The sequence below is a fragment of the Enterobacter sp. 301B genome (genome assembly GCF_003850715.1).
In the GTDB taxonomy this organism is placed as follows: Bacteria; Pseudomonadota; Gammaproteobacteria; order Enterobacterales; family Enterobacteriaceae; genus Enterobacter; species Enterobacter intestinihominis.
The window spans coordinates 85,499-104,079 of sequence record NZ_PQTC01000010.1 but is presented as its reverse complement, the minus strand read 5'-3'; the positions used below and the strand labels follow the sequence as shown (position 1 = coordinate 104,079).

Annotated in this window: 15 protein-coding genes; 7 read left to right on the top strand and 8 right to left on the bottom strand. The window is 53.2% G+C overall.

What is annotated here, in order from left to right; translation table 11 throughout:
- Nucleotides 1–127 precede the first annotated feature (127 nt).
- The 5 genes from lon to bolA form a co-directional block, all read right to left on the bottom strand.
- Nucleotides 128–2,482, bottom strand: a complete 2,355-nt coding sequence (gene lon / locus C3451_RS13100) for an endopeptidase La (RefSeq protein WP_045622313.1) — start codon at nt 2,480–2,482, stop codon at nt 128–130.
- 184 nt (nt 2,483–2,666) lie between these two features.
- A complete protein-coding gene (gene clpX / locus C3451_RS13095) occupies nt 2,667–3,941 on the bottom strand; it encodes an ATP-dependent protease ATP-binding subunit ClpX (RefSeq protein WP_006809879.1) in 1,275 nt (424 codons plus the stop codon).
- A gap of 127 nt (nt 3,942–4,068) precedes the next feature.
- The gene (gene clpP / locus C3451_RS13090) at nt 4,069–4,692 is read right to left on the bottom strand and encodes an ATP-dependent Clp endopeptidase proteolytic subunit ClpP (RefSeq protein WP_006809880.1); all 624 of its coding nucleotides are present in this window, start codon (nt 4,690–4,692) and stop codon (nt 4,069–4,071) included.
- 260 nt (nt 4,693–4,952) lie between these two features.
- Complete coding sequence (gene tig / locus C3451_RS13085; RefSeq protein ID WP_006809881.1) at nt 4,953–6,251, bottom strand: trigger factor; 1,299 nt, start codon at nt 6,249–6,251, stop codon at nt 4,953–4,955.
- Between the two features lie 331 nt (nt 6,252–6,582).
- Nucleotides 6,583–6,900 carry a transcriptional regulator BolA gene (gene bolA, locus C3451_RS13075; protein ID WP_003859051.1) on the bottom strand — a complete coding sequence of 106 codons (318 nt, stop codon included), beginning with the start codon at nt 6,898–6,900 and terminating at the stop codon, nt 6,583–6,585.
- 303 nt (nt 6,901–7,203) lie between these two features.
- On the opposite strand from bolA, the gene C3451_RS13070 reads away from it, so the two are divergent.
- From C3451_RS13070 to cyoE, 7 genes are all read left to right on the top strand, one after another.
- On the top strand, nt 7,204–7,782 hold the full coding sequence (locus tag C3451_RS13070; protein ID WP_022647246.1) for a lipoprotein: 579 nt from the start codon (nt 7,204–7,206) through the stop codon (nt 7,780–7,782).
- A gap of 45 nt (nt 7,783–7,827) precedes the next feature.
- Nucleotides 7,828–9,303 carry a muropeptide MFS transporter AmpG gene (ampG, locus tag C3451_RS13065; RefSeq protein ID WP_022647245.1) on the top strand — a complete coding sequence of 492 codons (1,476 nt, stop codon included), beginning with the start codon at nt 7,828–7,830 and terminating at the stop codon, nt 9,301–9,303.
- Nucleotides 9,304–9,781: 478 nt separating this feature from the next.
- The gene (gene cyoA, locus C3451_RS13060; protein WP_006809886.1) at nt 9,782–10,729 is read left to right on the top strand and encodes a cytochrome o ubiquinol oxidase subunit II; all 948 of its coding nucleotides are present in this window, start codon (nt 9,782–9,784) and stop codon (nt 10,727–10,729) included.
- A gap of 16 nt (nt 10,730–10,745) precedes the next feature.
- Nucleotides 10,746–12,737 carry a cytochrome o ubiquinol oxidase subunit I gene (gene cyoB, locus C3451_RS13055; RefSeq protein ID WP_006809887.1) on the top strand — a complete coding sequence of 664 codons (1,992 nt, stop codon included), beginning with the start codon at nt 10,746–10,748 and terminating at the stop codon, nt 12,735–12,737.
- Nucleotides 12,727–13,341 carry a cytochrome o ubiquinol oxidase subunit III gene (locus C3451_RS13050; protein WP_022647243.1) on the top strand — a complete coding sequence of 205 codons (615 nt, stop codon included), beginning with the start codon at nt 12,727–12,729 and terminating at the stop codon, nt 13,339–13,341. The genes cyoB and C3451_RS13050 overlap by 11 nt, the downstream gene beginning before the upstream one ends.
- Nucleotides 13,341–13,667 carry a cytochrome o ubiquinol oxidase subunit IV gene (locus tag C3451_RS13045; protein ID WP_006809888.1) on the top strand — a complete coding sequence of 109 codons (327 nt, stop codon included), beginning with the start codon at nt 13,341–13,343 and terminating at the stop codon, nt 13,665–13,667. Before C3451_RS13050 ends, C3451_RS13045 begins: the two co-directional genes overlap by 1 nt.
- A gap of 11 nt (nt 13,668–13,678) precedes the next feature.
- Nucleotides 13,679–14,566, top strand: coding sequence for a heme o synthase (cyoE, locus tag C3451_RS13040; RefSeq protein WP_022647242.1), 888 nt, complete (start codon nt 13,679–13,681; stop codon nt 14,564–14,566).
- Between the two features lie 40 nt (nt 14,567–14,606).
- On the opposite strand, the gene fucU is transcribed toward cyoE, so the two are convergent.
- Genes fucU through fucI form a run of 3 tightly spaced genes read right to left on the bottom strand, consistent with a single transcriptional unit; the run spans nt 14,607 to nt 18,259 of the window.
- Nucleotides 14,607–15,035 (bottom strand): L-fucose mutarotase, encoded by a 429-nt coding sequence (gene fucU / locus C3451_RS13035; protein ID WP_022647241.1) that lies wholly within the window; start codon nt 15,033–15,035, stop codon nt 14,607–14,609.
- On the bottom strand, nt 15,028–16,431 hold the full coding sequence (gene fucK / locus C3451_RS13030) for an L-fuculokinase (RefSeq protein ID WP_023305580.1): 1,404 nt from the start codon (nt 16,429–16,431) through the stop codon (nt 15,028–15,030). Before fucK ends, fucU begins: the two co-directional genes overlap by 8 nt.
- A gap of 49 nt (nt 16,432–16,480) precedes the next feature.
- On the bottom strand, nt 16,481–18,259 hold the full coding sequence (fucI, locus tag C3451_RS13025; protein WP_045622315.1) for an L-fucose isomerase: 1,779 nt from the start codon (nt 18,257–18,259) through the stop codon (nt 16,481–16,483).
- Nucleotides 18,260–18,581: the final 322 nt, after the last annotated feature.

Sequence of the window (18,581 nt, the reverse complement as noted above, 5' to 3'; positions counted from 1 at the left end):
GACCTTACAACACCCGTTGTTGATGGCTAACCCAATCAGCAATCTAAATTAGCTATACAAAAAAAGGCTGGCAAGTACGAAATGACTTACCAGCCTTGTTTTTATTAGCGCTCTTTGCGCGAGGTCACTATTTTGCGGTTACAACCTGCATTCCGGACGGTTCATTTTGCAGTGCGAGAGTCAGAACTTCCTCAATGCGTTTCACCGGATGGATCTGCAAATCGGCAATAACGTTGTCCGGAATCTCTTCCAGATCGCGTTTATTCTCGTAAGGAATCAATACGGTTTTGATCCCACCACGGTGTGCCGCCAGCAGTTTTTCTTTTAACCCGCCGATGGGCAGTACCTGACCACGCAGCGTAATTTCACCAGTCATGGCCACATCAGCACGGACCGGGTTCCCCGTCAGGCAGGAAACCAGCGCCGTACACATAGCAATACCCGCGCTTGGGCCATCTTTCGGCGTCGCCCCTTCCGGAACGTGAACGTGAATGTCGCGTTTTTCGTAGAAATCCGGGTTGATACCCAGTTTTTCCGCGCGCGCACGCACCACGGTCAACGCTGCCTGGATGGACTCCTGCATCACTTCACCGAGCGAGCCAGTATAGGTCAGCTTGCCTTTACCCGGTACACAGGCGGTTTCAATGGTCAGCAGATCGCCACCCACTTCCGTCCACGCCAGTCCAGTCACCTGACCAACGCGGTTTTCGTTGTCCGCACGGCCATAGTCGAAGCGCTGAACGCCGAGGTAAGCATGCAGATTGTCGCCGTTAATCACGATGTACTTCAGGCTCTTATCCAGCAGCAGCTGCTTAACCGCCTTACGGCACAGTTTAGAGATCTCACGCTCAAGGCTACGCACGCCCGCTTCACGGGTGTAGTAACGAATAATGCCGACAATAGCGCTGTCCTCAACGGTCAGCTCGTTAGCTTTCAGCGCGTTACGTTCAATCTGCTTCGGCAGCAGGTGCTGCTTAGCAATGTTCAGCTTCTCGTCTTCGGTATAACCGGACAGACGGATCACTTCCATACGGTCCAGCAGTGGCGCCGGAATGTTCATGGAGTTGGAGGTCGCCACGAACATCACATCGCTCAGGTCGTAGTCGACTTCCAGGTAGTGATCGCTGAACGCCACGTTCTGCTCTGGATCAAGCACTTCCAGCAGCGCCGACGCCGGATCGCCACGCATGTCCGAAGACATTTTGTCGATCTCGTCGAGGAGGAACAGCGGGTTTTTGACGCCCACTTTCGCCATCTTCTGGATCAGCTTGCCCGGCATAGAACCGATATAGGTACGGCGGTGACCGCGGATTTCCGCTTCATCACGCACGCCGCCCAGCGCCATACGGATGTACTTACGTCCGGTCGCTTTGGCGATGGACTGGCCCAGAGAGGTTTTACCCACCCCTGGAGGCCCTACCAGGCACAAGATTGGACCTTTGATTTTGTTCACACGGCTCTGTACCGCGAGGTACTCAAGAATGCGGTCTTTCACACGTTCCAGGCCATAGTGGTCGGTATCGAGGATTTCCTGTGCCTGACGCAGGTCTTTTTTGACCTTGCTGCGGGCATTCCATGGAACCTGAACCATCCACTCAATGTAGCCGCGTACAACGGTCGCTTCCGCCGACATCGGAGACATCATTTTCAGCTTCTGCAACTCAGCTTCGGCTTTCTCTTTCGCCTCTTTCGGCATCTTCGCCGCGTCGATCTTACGCTTCAGCGCTTCGTTTTCATCCGGCGCATCGTCCATCTCGCCGAGCTCTTTCTGAATGGCTTTCATTTGCTCGTTCAGATAGTACTCACGCTGCGATTTTTCCATCTGCTTTTTGACGCGGTTGCGAATGCGCTTCTCAACCTGGAGCAGATCGATCTCAGACTCCATCATCGCCATCAGGTATTCCAGACGTTCGTTAACGTCGGACATTTCCAGCACGGACTGTTTGTCAGCCAGCTTCAGCGGCATGTGCGCAGCGATGGTATCCGCCAGACGTGCAGGATCGTCGATGCTGTTCAGCGACGTCAGCACTTCAGGTGGGATTTTCTTGTTCAGCTTGATGTAGCCTTCAAACTGGCTGATCGCGGTGCGTACCAGCACTTCCTGCTCGCGCTCATCAAGTTCCGGTGAATCAAGGTACTCTGCCTTCGCAGAGAAGTGCTCGCCATCGTCTGACAGAGTGGTAATACGCGCGCGCTGTAAGCCTTCCACCAGCACCTTCACGGTGCCATCTGGCAGCTTCAGCATCTGCAAAATAGAGGCCACGGTCCCGACGGTGAAAAGATCGTTTACACCCGGCTCATCCGTTGATGCTTCCTTCTGCGCAACCAACATGATTTTTTTATCATGATCCATGGCGGCTTCGAGGCAACGGATAGATTTTTCCCGCCCTACAAATAAGGGTATGACCATGTGCGGATAAACCACCACATCGCGCAACGGCAATACGGGGATTTCAATGCGTTCAGAACGCTCAGGATTCATAGAGCTCTCTCTTAGTTTAGTGTCCGCCAGGTAAACTGGTCATGTAACTGTGCTTCACACAACCATTAACATGTAATCCAGTATATGGGGATGTTTCCCATACATTCAACGCCATGAATACGGAAAAAGTAAAGGGGAGATAAAATCCCCCCTTTTTGATTAACTGATTGTATGAAATGGTGAATTATTCGCCAGATGCCTGCTGCGCTTCCGGTTTACCGTAAATCAGTAACGGCTTGGTCTGGCCACCAATGACGGACTCGTCGATCACGACTTTTTCGACATCTTCCATAGAAGGAAGATCGTACATCGTGTCGAGCAATGCTGCTTCCACGATAGAACGCAGGCCACGGGCACCGGTTTTACGCGCCATCGCTTTCTTGGCAATCGCGTCCAGTGCTTCGTCACGGAATTCCAGCTCAACGCCTTCCAGATTAAACAGCGCCTGATACTGCTTGGTCAGCGCGTTTTTCGGCTCTTTCAGGATCTGAATCAGCGCGTCTTCGCTCAGTTCGTTCAGGGTCGCCACAACCGGCAGACGGCCGATAAATTCCGGAATCAAACCAAATTTGATCAGATCTTCCGGTTCAACCTGCGCCAGCAGCTGGCCTTCGTTTGGTTTTTCAGACGTAGCTTTCACCGTTGCGCCAAAACCAATGCCGGAGCCGGTTTCCACACGGTGTGAGATCACTTTATCCAGGCCTGCAAACGCACCACCACAGATAAACAGGATCTTGGAGGTATCAACCTGCAAGAATTCCTGCTGCGGATGTTTACGCCCACCCTGCGGTGGAACAGCCGCAACCGTACCTTCAATCAGCTTCAGGAGCGCCTGCTGCACGCCTTCGCCCGAGACGTCACGGGTGATGGATGGGTTGTCTGATTTACGGGAGATTTTGTCAATCTCATCGATATAGACGATCCCGCGCTGGGCTTTCTGTACGTCGTAATCGCACTTCTGGAGCAGCTTCTGGATAATATTTTCAACGTCTTCGCCCACATAACCGGCTTCGGTCAGGGTGGTGGCATCCGCCATGGTGAACGGAACATCCAGCAGGCGCGCCAGCGTTTCCGCCAGCAACGTTTTACCGGAACCCGTAGGCCCGATCAGCAGAATGTTACTTTTGCCCAGTTCCACGCCATTGCTGGTATCGCCGTTACGCAGACGCTTGTAGTGGTTGTATACCGCCACCGCCAGCACTTTTTTCGCCTGCTCCTGACCAATGACATAGTCGTCCAGGTGGTGGCGAATCTCGTGTGGCGTTGGTAACGCGCTGCGCTCACGGTGCGGCGCGACTTCTTTAATCTCTTCGCGAATGATGTCGTTACATAAATCGACGCATTCGTCGCAGATATACACGGACGGCCCGGCAATCAGTTTACGCACTTCATGCTGGCTTTTGCCGCAAAAAGAGCAGTACAGCAGTTTGCCCGAACCATCTTTGCGTTTATCTGTCATGAGTCCAAACCTCTTTTTAAGTTCTATGTGCCGCACATGACGACGCAAATGCCATACTCAGACGCAAGCTGCTTACAGGCAACGTGCCGCCCTAAATTAGTATAGCGGCACACTCGCGTCGCGGGCATCAATTACGATGGGTCAAAATGGAGTCGACTAAGCCGTACTCAACTGCCTCTGGTGCAGACAGGAAGCGATCGCGCTCGGTATCGCGCTCGATCTGCTCGAGTGGTTGACCCGTATGCTGCGCCATAAGTTCATTCATGCGCGCTTTTACTTTCAGAATTTCTCGGGCGTGGATTTCAATATCCGTCGCCTGGCCCTGGTAACCACCCAGCGGCTGGTGAATCATCACGCGGGAGTTAGGCAGGCAGAAACGCTTACCTTTCGCCCCTGCGGTTAACAGGAAAGCCCCCATGGACGCCGCCTGTCCCATACAGATGGTGCTGACATCCGGCTTGATGAATTGCATGGTGTCATAAATAGACATGCCCGCCGTAATCACACCGCCCGGCGAGTTGATGTACAGGTAAATGTCTTTTTCCGGGTTTTCCGCTTCCAGGAACAGCATCTGCGCCACGATCAGGTTAGCCATATGGTCTTCCACCTGGCCGGTCAGAAAGATAACGCGTTCCTTGAGCAGACGGGAATAGATATCGAAAGATCGCTCACCGCGTGAGGTCTGTTCAATAACCATTGGCACCAGCGCCATATGGGGTGCAAAGTTATCTCGTTCGCCACTGTATGACATTTCCGTCTCCTGGTTCAAAATTGAAAACACCTGCTGTACTGATTGTAACCTTATGGACGGATTATCAGCCAGTCTCAATCATCGTGATTACATACTAATGGGGGTCGCCATGCCCTATTTCAAGCATAACAACGTTTTGTTGTAACGCTAACACTGAAAGGGCGTTTTAGCACCCTTCCAGGACTAAAGCTGTGATAAAAAAAACCCGTCGCCGGAGGGCAACGGGTTTTTTGTTCAAACTTTAAACCGTTGGGACGAAATTACGCCTGCTGGTTCATCAGTTCGGTGAAAGAGGTCTCTTTTTCGGTTACTTTCGCTTTCGCCAGTACCGCTTCAACAGCCTGCTCTTCCAGTGCAACGTTGCGCATGTTGTCCATCAGCTCTTTGTTCTTACCGTAGAACTCGATCACTTCTGATGGATCTTCGTATGCAGAAGCCATCTCTTCGATCAGGCCTTTCACACGCTCTTCGTCAGCTTTCAGCTCGTGGGTACGAATCACTTCGCCCAGCAGCAGGCCAACAACAACGCGACGTTTCGCTTGCTCTTCGAACAGCTCGCGTGGCAGTTCCATCGCTTGCTGCTGGTTGCCACCGAAGCGCTGTGCAGCCTGACGGCGCAGAACGTCGATTTCGCTGTCGATCAGGGCAGCAGGAACGTCGATGTCGTTCGCTTTCACCAGACCTTCAATCGCCTGAGACTTCACGCGGTTACGTACAGCGCCGTTCAGCTCGCGCTCCATGTTTTTACGCACTTCAGCACGCAGACCCGCAACAGAACCATCTTCCACGCCGAAACGCTTGATGAATTCTTCAGTCAGTTCTGGCAGTTCGCGCTCTTCAACTTTCTTCAGGTTGATGACGAACTTCGCTGCTTTACCTTTCAGGTTTTCAGCGTGGTATTCTTCAGGGAAGGTCACGTCGATGGTGAACTCTTCGCCTGCTTTGTGGCCTTTGATACCGTCTTCGAAGCCTGGGATCATACGACCCTGACCCATCGCCAGTACGAAATCAGACGCTTTACCGCCTTCGAACTCTTCGCCGTCTACTGAACCGGTGAAGTCGATGGTTACGCGGTCTTCCGCGTCAACAGCGCCTTCTTTCTCTTTCCAGTTCGCCTGCTGCTTACGCAGGGTATCCAGCATGCCGTCAACGTCTTCGTCAGTCACGGAAACGATCGGTTTTTCAACTTCGATTGATTCCAGACCTTTCAGCTCAACTTCCGGGTACACTTCGAACTCTACGGAATAGGTGAAGTCTTCGCCCTGCTTGTATTCACCTGGAACGTAGTTTGGCGCGCCGGCTGGATTGATTTTTTCTTTGATGATCGCGTCGATAAAGTTGCGGCTCATCAGTTCACCCAGCACATCCTGACGCACGGAAGCGCCATAACGCTGAGCAACAACATTCATTGGTACTTTGCCCTTGCGGAAGCCGTCAATACGTACTTTTTTTGCTACGTTGACCAGCTCGCTTTTCACAGCAGTTTCGATGCTGTCAGCAGCGATAGTAATCGTTACACGGCGGCCAAGGCCTTGAGTGGTTTCAACTGAAACTTGCATCTTGTTACCTCAAAAAAATCACAGTGCTCGGTCAACTCTGAATCTGTCTGTTATACCGGGATGCTCTCTTATGTGCAGATTCACATTCCCTGTCGCCAGAATCATCCCGAAGACATTCAATAAGACGCGGCATTATAGCGGCATCACTTAGGTGAGTCGAGAACGGTTGGAGCATGTTGCTGCGGCTTTTTTCACACTTTAAGGCTATTTTTAGCCTTAAAAACGCGCCATCCGCTCAAAACTCAGACAAAACAAAACGGCCCGAAGGCCGTTTTGACGAAATCTGTAAGCAACATACTGGAAAAACTCCGGCGGTTGCAAATCCGATTTATCAGGCGATGGTGCCTGCACCCCGACAAGGCGGTGATGCGAATACCGTATCCTGCAGCCCTTCCCATTCCTTAATGGTGTAGGTATGCAGCGCCAGCGCATGTACGGTTGTGGAGAGTTCTTCCGTCAAGGTGCTGTAGATCAAGCGGTGTCGGTTCAGGAAACGTTCTCCCGTGAAGCGATCGCTGACCAGAACCACTTTGAAGTGGCTTTCAGAACCTGCCGGCACGTTATGACGATAGCTTTCGTCGACAACTTCGAGAAACACAGGGTTGAACGCTGCCCTTAATTTTTCTTCTATCTGTTCACGTATCATCATGAAATCACTCCTCCGACAACGCTAAGATGTCACCCATCCCTTTAAATATTAGCCGCTTTTACCGGTTCCATTACACCGTGACAACAAATATTTAGCTTTCGTCTGATTTTCTCATCCAAACGGATGAAGTTCACTATGAGGTTCATACGTTTTGTCACTTACAGGCAGAGAAAAGCGGAAAGGTGGTCAGTTTTCGGACAAGGCGATGAATTTACATGCGTTGACCACTTCCCCTGGCCGTTGGCGATGTTATGATGGCGGCAATTTTTCTCTCTTTGCTTACGATTCGTTGAGAACCCGAAAATGTTAAAAAAAATCTTCTTTCCGTTGGTAGCACTCTTTATGCTCGCCGGTTGCGCAACCCCGCCGACGACCATTGACGTTTCACCAAAAATTACCCTGCCTCAGCAGGATCCAAGCCTGATGGGCGTGACGGTCAGCATTAATGGCGCCGATCAGCGTCAGGACCAGGCGCTGGCGAAAGTGACTCGCGACAACCAGCAGGTTACGCTGACCGCTTCCCGCGACCTGCGCTTCCTGTTGCAGGAAGTACTGGAAAAACAGATGACCTCCCGTGGCTACATGATTGGCCCAAGCGGCGCGGTTGATCTGCAAATCATCGTGAACAACCTGTACGCTGACGTCTCCCAGGGTAACGTTCGCTACAACATTGCGACCAAAGCCGATATCTCCATCATCGCTACCGCGAAGAACGGCAACAAGATGAACAAAAACTACCGTGCAAGCTATTCCGTTGAAGGCGCATTCCAGGCCTCCAACAAAAATATCGCTAACGCGGTTAACAGCGTGCTGACTGACACCATTGCCGACATGGCACAGGACACCAGCATTCACGACTTCATCAAGCAGAACGCACGTTAATCCTGCTGACTGACCCGGTGCTTCACCGGGTCAGTTCATAAGAACATGTCCAGTCACTACTTACGCATTTTCCAGCAACCGAAATCAGCTATTCTGCTGATCCTGGGTTTCGCCTCCGGTTTACCCCTTGCGCTCACCTCCGGCACGTTACAGGCGTGGATGACGGTTGAGAACATCGATCTTAAAACCATTGGTTTCTTCTCGCTCGTCGGCCAGGCTTACGTCTTTAAGTTCCTGTGGTCGCCAGTGATGGATCGCTATACCCCACCGTTCCTCGGGCGCCGTCGCGGCTGGTTAGTGATGACGCAGGTGCTGCTGTTGCTCGCCATTGCCGCAATGGGTTTCCTTGAACCGTCAACGCAGCTGCGCTGGATGGCCGCGCTTGCGGTGGTCATCGCCTTCTGCTCCGCCTCGCAGGACATTGTTTTTGACGCCTGGAAAACGGACGTCCTGCCAGCGGAAGAGCGTGGCGCCGGTGCGGCAATCAGCGTGCTCGGCTACCGCCTGGGTATGCTGGTTTCCGGCGGACTCGCACTGTGGCTTGCTGACCGCTATCTCGGCTGGCAGGGCATGTACTGGCTGATGGCCGCACTGCTGATCCCCTGCATTATTGCCACTCTGTTCGCGCCTGAACCGAGCGATGTGATCCCGGTTCCACGCTCGCTGGAGCAGGCCGTCGCCGCACCGCTGCGCGACTTCTTTGGTCGCAATAATGCCTGGCTGATCCTGCTGCTTATTGTCCTTTATAAGCTTGGCGACGCTTTCGCCATGAGTCTGACCACTACCTTCCTGATCCGCGGCGTCGGGTTTGATGCGGGCGAGGTCGGCGTGGTGAACAAAACCCTGGGTCTGTTTGCCACGATTGTCGGCGCGCTGTACGGCGGCGTATTGATGCAGCGCCTGACGCTGTTCCGCGCTCTGCTGATATTTGGCATACTTCAGGGCGCATCGAATGCCGGTTACTGGCTGCTGTCGATCACCGACAAGAATATGATCAGTATGGGGACGGCGGTATTCTTTGAGAACCTGTGCGGCGGTATGGGCACTGCGGCATTTGTCGCCCTGCTGATGACGCTGTGCAATAAGTCATTTTCCGCTACCCAGTTTGCGCTGCTCTCTGCCCTTTCCGCCGTCGGGCGCGTATACGTTGGCCCCGTCGCGGGCTGGTTTGTTGAAGCCTACGGTTGGCCGACCTTTTATCTCTTCTCGGTGGTGGCGGCCGTGCCGGGGATTTTATTGCTGCTGGTCTGTCGCCAGACGCTGGAATATACCCAGCGGACGGAACACTTCATGCCGCGCACGGAATATCACGCTGCCTATCGGTTTGCCCTGCGTCTGCTAATGGCAGGTTGTCTTGCCCTGGTAGGGTGGCTCACGGTGCTCATCATGAATGCGACTACCGACTTGTCACTTCCTTTTGAAACCCTTCTGCTTGATGCAGGTGTGTTTCTCGCCCTGGCGGGGATCCTGACGGGTGGGATGCTGGATTTCATGTCATTACGAAAGACGCAGATGACATGAAGTAAAAAGCGAAAGGTTATTTCCCGTTGTAATAACAGCCCGAAATTATAACGGTGAAATAACCGCCATCGACAAAAAAAATATTTGTTGTTTTGTGCGGGATAGCATTCGGAAATTATTGGAGCTTATTTCGCTACGCTATTTTTCATTAAACGATTCAGCATTCGAAACATTGAATTTTCGTTTTTTAGTTGTCTTTTTATTGATAATTAATTGTTAACTAATTGTGTGTTTTTCGCAATGGTTATACCAATTATCCCTTTTGCGGTATGCTGGGGCACCCTTTCGTTATAACGCCCACTCCGTGCGGCTTCCGTCTGGAAACGCGACATAATTTGCAACACTTGTGACATGTACGGCAGAACCCAGTAACACCTTCCTGACACAGGGCTAATGATGTTTACAGTAATGTAACCTTCCCGTAAAATGCCCCCACACTTTAAACGCCACCAGACTCCCGTGGAATTGAGGTCGTTAAATGAGACTCAGGAAATACAATAAAAGTTTGGGATGGTTGTCATTATTCGCAGGCACTGTATTACTCAGTGGCTGCGATTCTGCACTACTAGACCCCAAAGGACAGATTGGACTGGAACAACGTTCATTGATACTGACGGCTTTTGGCCTGATGTTGATTGTGGTTATTCCTGCCATCTTGATGGCTGTTGGTTTCGCCTGGAAGTATCGTGCGAGCAATAAAGATGCGAAGTATAGCCCTAACTGGTCACACTCCAATAAAGTGGAAGCTGTGGTCTGGACGGTACCTATTCTGATCATCCTGTTCCTTGCTGTACTGACCTGGAAAACCACTCACGCACTTGAGCCGAGCAAACCGCTGGTTCACGATGAAAAACCCATTACCATTGAAGTGGTCTCCATGGACTGGAAATGGTTCTTCATCTATCCAGAACAGGGCATTGCTACCGTGAATGAAATCGCCTTCCCGGCGAACACTCCGGTTCAGTTCAAAGTGACCTCCAACTCCGTAATGAACTCCTTCTTCATCCCACGTCTGGGCAGCCAGATTTACGCGATGGCCGGTATGCAGACTAACCTGCATCTGATTGCGAATGAAGCAGGCACCTACGACGGTATCTCCGCCAGCTATAGTGGCCCGGGCTTCTCGGGTATGAAGTTCAAAGCTATCGCTACGCCAGACCGCGCGACTTTCGACCAGTGGGTTGCAAAAGCGAAGCAGTCTCCAAACACCATGTCTGACATGGCGGCGTTCGAAAAAGTGGCTGCACCTAGCGAATACAACAAGGTGGAGTACTTCTCTAACGTGAAACCGAATCTGTTCAAAGATGTTATTGGCAAATTTATGGATCACGGCATGAGCATGGACATGACCCAGCCTGAAGGCGAGCACAACACGCACCAGGGTATGGAAGGCATGGACATGAGCCACGCGGAAACCGCTCACTAAGGGGCCGAGGAAGAAAATGTTCGGAAAATTGACATTGGATGCGGTGCCGTACCATGAACCCATTATCATGGTTACGATTGCTGCAATTATCATTGGTGGCGCGGCCTTAGTTGGCCTGATCACTTACTTCGGTAAGTGGAGCTACCTGTGGAACGAGTGGCTGACTTCGGTTGACCACAAAAAACTCGGCATCATGTACTGCATCGTCGGTATCGTCATGTTAATTCGTGGCTTTGCGGATGCAATCATGATGCGTAGCCAGCAGGCGCTTGCGTCTGCGGGCGAAGCCGGATTCCTGCCACCGCACCACTACGATCAGATCTTTACCGCTCACGGCGTTATCATGATCTTCTTCGTGGCGATGCCGCTGGTAATCGGTCTGATGAACGTTGTCGTTCCGCTGCAAATCGGCGCGCGCGACGTTGCGTTCCCGTTCCTGAACAACCTGAGCTTCTGGTTCACCGTTGTCGGCGTTATCCTGGTTAACCTGTCACTGGGTGTGGGCGAATTTGCTCAGACCGGCTGGCTGGCCTACCCGCCACTTTCGGGAATTGAGTACAGTCCGGGCGTGGGCGTTGACTACTGGATTTGGGCGCTTCAGCTCTCCGGTGTCGGTACCACCCTGACCGGTATTAACTTCTTCGTGACCATCCTGAAGATGCGTGCACCAGGTATGACGATGTTCAAGATGCCAGTATTTACCTGGGCATCTCTGTGCGCCAACGTCCTGATTATCGCGTCGTTCCCAATTCTGACCGTCACCATCGCGCTGCTGACCCTGGATCGCTATCTGGGTACCCATTTCTTCACGAATGATATGGGTGGCAACATGATGATGTACATCAACCTGATTTGGGCCTGGGGTCACCCGGAAGTGTACATCCTGGTTCTGCCGGTGTTCGGTGTGTTCTCCGAAATCGCGGCAACCTTCTCGCGTAAACGTCTGTTTGGTTACACCTCTCTGGTGTGGGCAACCGTGTGTATTACCGTCCTGTCGTTCATCGTCTGGCTGCACCACTTCTTCACCATGGGTGCGGGCGCCAACGTAAACGCCTTCTTCGGTATTACCACTATGATTATCGCGATCCCGACCGGGGTTAAGATCTTCAACTGGCTGTTCACCATGTACCAGGGCCGTATCCAGTTCCACTCAGCGATGCTGTGGACCATCGGCTTCATCGTGACCTTCTCCGTAGGTGGGATGACCGGCGTGCTGCTGGCGGTTCCAGGCGCTGACTTTGTCCTGCACAACAGTCTGTTCCTGATTGCGCACTTCCATAACGTTATCATCGGCGGCGTCGTCTTCGGCTGCTTCGCAGGTGTGACCTACTGGTGGCCAAAAGCGTTCGGTTTCACCCTGAACGAAAAATGGGGCAAACGCGCCTTCTGGTTCTGGATCATCGGCTTCTTCGTGGCGTTTATGCCGCTGTACGTGCTGGGCTTCATGGGGATGACCCGTCGTCTGAGCCAGCAGATCGATCCGCAGTTCCATCCGATGCTGATGATTGCAGCGGGCGGCGCCGCGCTGATTGCCTGCGGTATCCTGTGCCAGCTGATTCAGTACTACGTGTCTATCCGTGACCGTAACCTGAACCGCGACCTGACCGGTGACCCGTGGGGTGGCCGTACGCTGGAGTGGTCTACCTCTTCTCCACCTCCGTTCTATAACTTTGCCGTAGTGCCGCACATTCATGAGCGTGACGCATTCTGGGAAATGAAAGAAAAAGGTGAAGCGTACAAGCAACCTGAACATTACGAAGAGATCCATATGCCGAAAAACAGCGGTGCGGGCATCGTGATTGCCGCCTTCGCAACGGTATTTGGTTTCGCAATGATCTGGCACATCTGGTGGATGGCGATTGTTGGCTTCGCTGGCATCGTAATCAGCTGGATTGTGAAGAGCTTTGACGAGGACGTGGACTACTACGTACCAGTCCGTGAAGTTGAAAAGCTGGAAAACCAGCATTTTGACGAGATTTCTAAAGCGGGGCTGAAAAATGGCAACTGATACTCTGGCGCACTCGACTGCCCACGCGCATGAACATGCGCACCATGATACAGGACCGACGAAAGTCTTCGGTTTCTGGATCTACCTGATGAGCGACTGCATCCTGTTCTGCTGTCTGTTCGCAACCTATGCCGTTCTGGTGAATGGCACAGCGGGCGGCCCGACCGGTAAGGACATCTTTGAGCTGCCGTTCGTTCTGGTTGAAACCGCACTGCTGTTATTCAGCTCCATCACCTACGGCATGGCGGCTATCGCCATGTACAAAAACAACAAAAGCCAGGTTGTTTCCTGGCTGGCGTTGACCTGGTTGTTTGGTGCTGGCTTTATCGGGATGGAAATCTATGAATTCCATCACCTGATTGCGGAAGGCTTTGGTCCGGATCGCAGTGGCTTCCTGTCAGCGTTCTTCGCGCTGGTCGGCACCCACGGTCTGCACGTGACCTCTGGTCTGATCTGGATGGCAGTGCTGATGTTCCAGATCTCCCGTCGCGGCCTGACCAGTACTAACCGTACCCGTATCATGTGCCTGAGCCTGTTCTGGCACTTCCTGGACGTGGTATGGATCTGTGTGTTCTCTGTTGTCTATCTGATGGGGGCGATGTAATGAGTCATTCTAACGATCATGGCGCTTCCCACGGCAGCGTAAAAACCTACATGACAGGTTTCATCCTGTCGATCATCCTGACGGTGATCCCGTTCTGGATGGTGATGAACGGTTCTGCATCTAAGCCGGTTATCCTGGGCGCAATCCTGGTGACCGCGGTGATTCAGATTCTGGTGCATCTGGTTTGCTTCCTGCACATGAACACCAAGTCCGATGAAGGCTGGAACATGACGGCCTTTATCTTTACCGTGATTATCATCGCTATCCTGGTAGTCGGTTCCATCTGGATTATGTGGAACCTTAACTACAACATGATGGTTCACTAAGAGCGGCGAGTATGTTTAAGCAATACCTGCAAGTCACGAAACCAGGCATCATCTTTGGCAACCTGATCTCCGTAATCGGAGGGTTCCTGCTGGCCTCTAAAGGCAGCATTGATTACACCCTCTTTATTTACACGCTGGTCGGTGTGTCACTGGTGGTTGCGTCCGGTTGTGTATTTAACAACTACATCGACATGGATATCGACAAGAAGATGGAAAGGACCAAAAATCGGGTGCTGGTTAAAGGCCTGATTGCTCCTTCCGTCTCGCTGGTGTACGCCACCTTGCTGGGTATTGCTGGCTTTATGCTGCTGTGGTTTGGTGCTAACCCGCTGGCCTGCTGGCTGGGGGTGATGGGGTTCGTGGTGTATGTAGGCGTCTACAGCCTGTATATGAAACGCCACTCCGTCTACGGCACGCTGATTGGTTCTCTCTCCGGCGCTGCGCCGCCGGTGATTGGCTACTGCGCCGTCACGAACGAGTTCGACAGCGGTGCGCTGATCCTGCTGGCTATCTTTAGCCTGTGGCAGATGCCGCACTCCTACGCTATCGCGATTTTCCGCTTTAAGGATTATCAGGCAGCGAACATTCCGGTTCTGCCGGTCGTGAAAGGCATCTCAGTTGCCAAAAACCACATCACGCTGTACATCATCGCTTTTGCCGTGGCAACGCTGATGCTCTCTCTGGGCGGTTACGCCGGATATAAATATCTGGTGGTGGCCGCTGCGGTGAGCGTCTGGTGGCTCGGCATGGCTCTGCGCGGTTACAAAGTGGAAGATGACAAGGTCTGGGCACGCAAGCTGTTTGTGTTCTCGATTGTCGCCATCACCTCCCTGTCCGTGATGATGTCCGTAGACTTCATGGTGCCAGATTCACAAAGCCTGCTGACGTACGTCTGGTAAGAAGACTGAAGTAAAAACGCCGGGTTTAACCCGGCGTTTTTTATTGGTACGGCGTAACCCCTTTCTTTAACAGTATATTGCCGTATTTCGCTGTCTCGCCTGTCACCACAATGGCGTACGCTTTCTGTGCCCGCGCATAAAACGCATAACGGTCAATACGCGTAATCCCCTCCCCTTCCGCCTCACCAAAGAGTGCGTTGCGATAGCGTGCTTCTACCTGTATATCGAGCGTATCCCCGTCGACAGGGGCCATCATCACCAGCGGTGGCGCATAGCTGTCGAGTTCAAACAGCGGTATCACCGCGGCCAGCAAATCGCTGATGAGCAGGCCATCTGCGCGGATCGTCTTTGGCCCCAGGCTGTGCGCGGGAAAGTGAGCGTCTGCAAAAATAATCTCGTCACCATGGCCCATCTCTGCCAGCGTTTTCAGCAGCTCGGGTGAAATCAGTGGGGATATCGTTTTAAGCACGGCTTTGCTCCTCAGGATAGAAATAACGGTAACGATAGTGGACCCGATCGCGAGCAGCCTCAGCGCTGGCCGTTTCTCCGACGCCCCACCATCCGTACAAAGACGCTCCCAGCACGGTCGTATCTGCATCTTCAAGAACCTTCACCGGGATCCCAAGCGCATTGGACTTGAGCTGATTCCACAGCATATTGCGGCTACCTCCCCCCACCAGCAGGAGTTCACGCGCCTTAAATTGCGCGATCGCCTCCAGCGCCTGGAGTTTTTCTTGCAGATGCACCGTAAGTCCTTCCAGGGCTGCGCGGTAAAAATGGGCTGGCGTGGTGGTGAGCGTAACGCCCTGCCAGCCAGCGAGCGGAGAATCGAGCAACTGGGTATTCATCGTGACGCCATCCGCCCCGTACGGAATTGCCGCCGCCTGAGCCAGAATAGTGTCCCAGTTGACATCAGGCGACCAGAACAGCGCGCGGATCCACTCCAGTACGCCAGACGCCAGATATTGCATTCCCGGATTATAGAGCCCCGTCCGGCTATCCAGTTCGCAGGTCGCGCCCGGGTATTGCCCCAGTAAAGCGGTATCAACCTGCGAGGTGCGCGCCATTAAAATCTCCCAGGTTCCCGAAGAGAGAACCGGCTCATTAATTCCCGCACCGGCGCCAAAAAGGGCAAACTGCGTATCGTGCCCGGCGGAGATCACCGGCACACCGCAAGGCAATCCGAGTCTGGATGCAGCGTCGGGCTGCAGTTCACCCATCATCTCTCCGGGGGAAACCAGCGGCGGGAAAAGGGAATGAGGCACGCCGATCTTGCTTAAGATCGTTTCGCTGAAGCACCGCTGATGTAGATCGAACATCTGACTGGTACCGGCCATCGTGAGATCGGTCGTCATTTTTCCGGTCAGGCGATGGTTGATTAGCGAGGAGATAAAAAGCCAGGCGTGAGCACGCTGTAACAGATCGGGATGGTTGTCCTGAAGCCAGCCTAGCTTATACAACGTGTTGAAACTAAACTGCCCAACGCCGGTGATCTGCTGTAGTTCAGCCGGGGAGCATAAACGGGCAACCGCTTCCATCACCGGCACGGTTCGTGGACATTTCCAGCTGATGATCGGGTAAAGCAGTTCTCCCCGCTCATCCACCAGCGCGCCATCCACGCCAAAGGTCGTCACACTCATTCCGCACAGTTGATGCTTGCTCAGCACTGCGCTGATTTTCTGACAACAGACGGCAAAACGTTGCATGATGGCGTCGAGCGACCACTGGTGCCAGGCCGGATTTTCAGCGGCACTTTCGCTTTCGTTCGCCACCGAGGCTCGCGCCACAATATTCCCTTCAGGATCCAGCGCAATGGCGCGCACGTTCGTCGCGCCACAATCGAGAACCAGAAAACATTTTTTCATTGCGGTCCCCACAGGCTGCCAGTCCGCCGGAGCAGGCTGGCAAACCGGCTTATTGTTTGTATAACGGTCCGTAATTTTCACAGGCGCGGTAATCCTGCCCTTCCGGATCCATACCGTGAGCGCCCCAGGCCGTCGGCCGATAAATCAGCGCCTCCGGTACGTTATGCATGCACACGGGAATGCGCAGCATGGACGCCATGGTGATGAAATCAGCACCGACGTGCCCGACGGTTAATACTCCGTGGTTAGCCCCCCAGTTCGCCATCACTGAATAGACGTCGCTGAACGGGCCTTTACCGGTCAGACGTGGGGCAAACCAGGTGGTGGGCCAGGTTGAATCGGTGCGCTTATTCAGAATGTCATGTACTTTTTCCGGCAGCTCAACACTCCAGCCTTCCGCTATCTGTAATACCGGGCCCACCCCCTTGATGAGGTTTACGCGGGTCATGGTAAATGGCACGCCACCTCGGGTGAGGAAGTTTGATGAGAAACCGCCCCCGCGAAAGTATTCATGCACCGCCGGACACCAGTGGGTTGCGGCCAGGCACGCGTTGGCTTCCTGCTCAGTAATGTCCCAGTGTGGTTTCAGGGTCGGTTTCCCCTCGGCGTCTTTCTGCTCCGCTGTACCGTCCAGTGCCGCCGAGCCGGAGTTGATCAGATGAATAATGCCCTGCTCAGCCCGTCCAGTGAGTTTCTGGCCGGTAACACGCTCAACCGACTCTGGCGACCAGTAGGTGCGCACGTCGGCAAAGATTTGCGCTGTACCGGTCATCAGATGTCCAAACAGCATTGCTACCCCGTTCAGGCTGTCATTTTCCGTCGCCACCACCAACGGCTGGCGAATACCGTTCCAGTCAAAGGAGCTGTTCAGCAGCGCCTCTGCGGTATCGCCATTTGGATACTGATCCGTCCAGTGGCGCTGTCCCTGGAACCCGGACGCGATGGCGTTATAGCCCAGAGATTCCTCCACGCGGCCCATCGCAGCGAGTTTTGGGTTACCCTGCATCATGTCGCGGATGCACATCGCCATCAGCAGACTCTCCCGCAGGATCGCGGCATTCTCCTGTTCATTGCGACGATACTGCTCCGCGTTTTTATCCTCGCCGAAACGGAAATGTGCTTGCGCCCAGTCCAGGGCCAGCTCAAGTTCTTGCTCGTCGTAAATCTTATGATCGATGCGGCGACGCAGTTCGGTCATATCCACCGCCTGCACCTTCATCCCCAGCCAGGATTCAAAGAAGTTGTGATCGACAATCGAGCCCGCAATCCCCATCGAGACCCCGCCCACCGACAGATAACTTTTCCCCTTCATGCTGGCGACCGCCAGGCCCGCCCGGGCGAAGCGCAACAATTTTTCCTCAACGTCTGCCGGGATGGTCTCGTCGCCCGCATCCTGTACATCGTGGCCATATATGGAAAACGCCGGGATCCCTTTCTGGTTATGCGCCGCCAATGCCGCCGCGAGGTATACTGCCCCCGGACGCTCGGTGCCGTTAAAGCCCCAGATCGCTTTCGGACGCAGCGGATCCATATCAATGGTTTCACTCCCGTAACACCAGCAGGGGGTGACGGTGATCGTCAGACCAACGTGGCACGTGCTGAACTTCTCTTCACAAGCAGCGGTCTCCGCCATTCCGGCAATGCAGCTATCGGCAATCACGCACTCAACGGGCGTACCGCAGGGGTGGCGTAATTTTTCACTGAGTAGCGCCGCCGTGGCTTTCGCCATGTTCATGGTCTGCTCTTCCAGAGACTCGCGTACGCCCATTCGGCGGCCATCAATAACAGGTCGAATGCCAATACGGGGTAACGCTTTTATCGTTTTCATAGCCCTTCCTCACGTTGGTTAACCTATCCGTCTCAGGGGCATAGCCGTGAAAAAGCGCCCAGGCAGCGCCGTGAACGGAAAGTGGTGAAATTTGCTAACTCGAATTAGCTTAGGGTTCACACTAAAAATGAGACAAGATAAATGTGCAGGATCTGTGAGCAGTTTCACGATGAGAGGTCAAAATTCGATCAGTGTCAGGTATTACGATTCAGCAAAAACTAAACATATCGTTTAAATTCAATCAAATAACAAAATACCTTTGCACGACGTCACAATTTGAATACAAATGATTTGGCTAAATTATAACCCTAAAATAGCTTTT